This window comes from Bacteroides cellulosilyticus DSM 14838, assembly GCF_000158035.1.
Lineage (GTDB): Bacteria > Bacteroidota > Bacteroidia > Bacteroidales > Bacteroidaceae > Bacteroides > Bacteroides cellulosilyticus.
Genome location: NZ_EQ973490.1, coordinates 2,086,719 through 2,089,883, shown reverse-complemented (window position 1 = coordinate 2,089,883; position 3,165 = coordinate 2,086,719). Strand labels below are relative to the sequence as shown.

The 3,165-nt window shown below is 41.0% G+C and carries 3 protein-coding genes and 1 pseudogene; all 4 read right to left on the bottom strand.

The window, feature by feature from the left end:
- A partial coding sequence (gene rpsG, locus BACCELL_RS11985) for a 30S ribosomal protein S7 (protein WP_007212065.1) occupies positions 1-386 on the bottom strand: 386 nt, incomplete at its 3' end.
- 155 nt (positions 387-541) lie between these two features.
- Positions 542-949: a 30S ribosomal protein S12 gene (gene rpsL, locus BACCELL_RS11980; RefSeq protein WP_007212064.1), complete on the bottom strand. Its 408-nt coding sequence runs from the start codon at positions 947-949 to the stop codon at positions 542-544.
- Between the two features lie 117 nt (positions 950-1,066).
- On the bottom strand, positions 1,067-1,375 hold the full coding sequence (locus BACCELL_RS11975) for a DUF3467 domain-containing protein (protein ID WP_007212063.1): 309 nt from the start codon (positions 1,373-1,375) through the stop codon (positions 1,067-1,069).
- Between the two features lie 135 nt (positions 1,376-1,510).
- A pseudogene (locus BACCELL_RS11970) lies at positions 1,511-3,165 on the bottom strand (DNA-directed RNA polymerase subunit beta'); the annotation flags it as partial.

Below are 3,165 nucleotides of genomic sequence, written 5' to 3'. Positions count from 1 at the left end.
GCATCCATAATCTCAGCGGCCAATTTATCAGCCATTGATTTTCCACCACGCTTGCGAGCAAAAAGGATCAAGTTCTTCATAGAAACTGACTCTTTACGGTCCGGGCGGATTTCAGTAGGAACCTGGAATGTAGCACCACCTACACGACGAGACTTAACTTCAACCTGCGGAGTTACATTATCCAATGCCTTTTTCCAAATTTCAAGGGCAGATTTTTCTTCGTTAGGAAGTTTTGTTTTTACTGTTTCCAGAGCGGCATAGAAGATTTCATAAGAGGTATTCTTCTTTCCGTCATACATCAGATGGTTTACGAATTTTGAAACCTTTTGATCATTAAACACGGGATCCGGCAGGATAACGCGTTTTTTCGGTTTTGCTTTTCTCATTTGTTTGAAAGAATAATGTTTTTCGTTCTTGGTTGTTTACTTCTTGACTTCTTCAACTCTCCCTCCGGAGAATTTACTCAACCTTTAGCATTTCCAATAAACTAAAACGTAAGTTATTACTTTTAATTTAACTGTTTACAGTGTAAGGCTACTATTTATTTTTTCTTCTTAGCCGGTGCAGCCTGTTGTCCCGGTTTCGGACGTTTAGATCCGTATTTAGAACGTCTTTGAGTACGACCTGCAACACCCGCAGTATCCAATGTACCACGAACAATGTGATAACGTACACCCGGAAGGTCTTTTACACGACCACCACGTACTAATACAATAGAGTGTTCCTGCAAGTTATGTCCTTCTCCCGGAATGTAAGAGTTCACCTCTTTACCATTGGTCAAACGTACACGCGCAACTTTACGCATTGCAGAATTCGGTTTTTTCGGAGTGGTTGTATACACTCTCACGCAAACGCCACGTCTTTGAGGACATGAATCAAGAGCCGGTGACTTACTTTTCTCCACCAACACCTCGCGTCCTTTTCTTACTAATTGCTGAATTGTAGGCATTTTAATTGTTTTTAATTATATATTATTGTTATATTAATTTCGTAGCTATACACTTTTGGGCTGCAAAAATACGAATAATATTTGAATAATCAATGCACTACAAGTTTTTTTTTGATTTTAGGCCTCCCCTTTGAGGTTCGTCATAGGTGGAATTGATTGTTCATCCAACAATCTGATGGAGCCAAATGTACGTTCATATTTACCTATATTTTCTTCCAAAGCACGCAATAATCTCTTTGCATGTTCCGGAGCCAGTACAATACGAGACTTCACACTAGCTTTAGGCATTCCCGGCATTACACGTACAAAATCTACTATAAATTCAGAACTGGAATGTGTGATCACAGCTAAATTAGCATACGTACCTTGCGCAACATCTTCTTTCAGTTCTATTTGTAACTGATTATTCATTTCTCTGTTTTCCATTTTCGTTTTACGATTAAGCTTTTGAGTATTCAAAGGTAAGAATAATATTTTATTCCAAAAACAAAAGAGGAGACATCCTATACAAGATATCTCCTCTTTCCTATTTAATAATCAACTGACTGTATTTATTACATCTTATTCTTCAACATCCATTGAATTGTAATCCAATACTGTCTTCTTGTTAGCAAGGATACGGTCATACTCTTCTTTGGAGCCAACAATAATCTTTTCAAACTCACGTTGACCAGTACCTGCGGGTATCAAATGACCACAAATAACGTTCTCCTTCATACCTTCCAATTTATCAACCTTACCGTTGATAGCAGCCTCGTTCAAGACCTTAGTAGTCTCCTGGAATGAAGCAGCAGACATAAAGCTTGAAGTTTGCAGAGCTGCACGCGTAATACCCTGAAGAATCTGAGTAGAAGTTGCAGGGACAGCATCACGTACTTCAACAGGTTTTAAGTCGCGACGTTTCAACATACTATTTTCATCACGCAACTTACGGGCGGTTACAATCTGACCTGGTTGCAGATTCTGGGAATCACCAGCATCAACCACAACTTTCTTGCCCCAGATACGATCGTTTTCTTCCATGAACTCCAACTTGTCCACTACCTGTTGTTCCAAGAAGCGTGTATCGCCAGGCTCATCAATTTGAACTTTACGCATCATCTGACGAACAATGATCTCAAAGTGTTTATCATTAATCTTCACACCCTGCAAACGGTATACATCCTGCACTTCGTTCACGATATATTCCTGCACAGCCGTAGGCCCCTTAATAGCAAGAATATCAGCTGGAGTTATAGCACCATCAGACAACGGAGTACCAGCTCGCACATAGTCATTCTCTTGAACCAGAATCTGTTTAGATAACGGTACCAGATACTTCTTAACCTCACCTGTTTTAGAAGTCACAACAATTTCGCGGTTACCACGCTTCACCTTACCCATTGTAACCTCGCCATCGATTTCAGAAACAACAGCAGGATTAGACGGATTACGAGCTTCGAACAACTCAGTCACACGCGGAAGACCACCCGTGATATCACCGGCTTTACCAACGGCACGAGGTATCTTCACAATAACCTCACCAGCTTTCACTTTTTGTCCGTTTTCCACTACTACGTGACCACCCACAGGGAGATTATACGTACGAATCAGTTCGCCATCCTCTGTCATGATATGAGCAGTCGGAACTTTCGTCTTATCCTTGGACTCAATAATGATGATTTCACGCAAACCGGTAGACTCGTCAGACTCTACTTTATAAGTAATATTTTCAATTACGCCTTCAAACTCAATCTTACCTGTAGCTTCCGTTATAATAACAGCGTTAAACGGATCCCAACGGGCAATCATTTTACCTTTTTCTACGACTTCGCCATCAGCAGCATAAAGTGTAGAACCATAAGGCACATTATGAGTAGAAAGAACAATCCCAGTATTTACATCTACAAAACGTACTTCAGCCAAACGGCCTACCACTACTTTTGCAGGTTCACCAGCTTCATCCACAACATCTACAGTACGAAGTTCTTCGAATTCCAGACGCGCCGGATTCTTAGCCATGATACTTGCATTAGCTGCAATATTAGCAGCCGTACCACCGGCATGGAAAGTACGCAACGTCAACTGTGTACCCGGCTCACCGATAGACTGTGCAGCAATTACACCAACAGCCTCACCTCTCTGAACCATCTGACTTGTTGCAAGGTTACGTCCATAACATTTCGCACAAACACCCTTCTTCGATTCACAAGTTAATACCGAACGTATTTCAACAC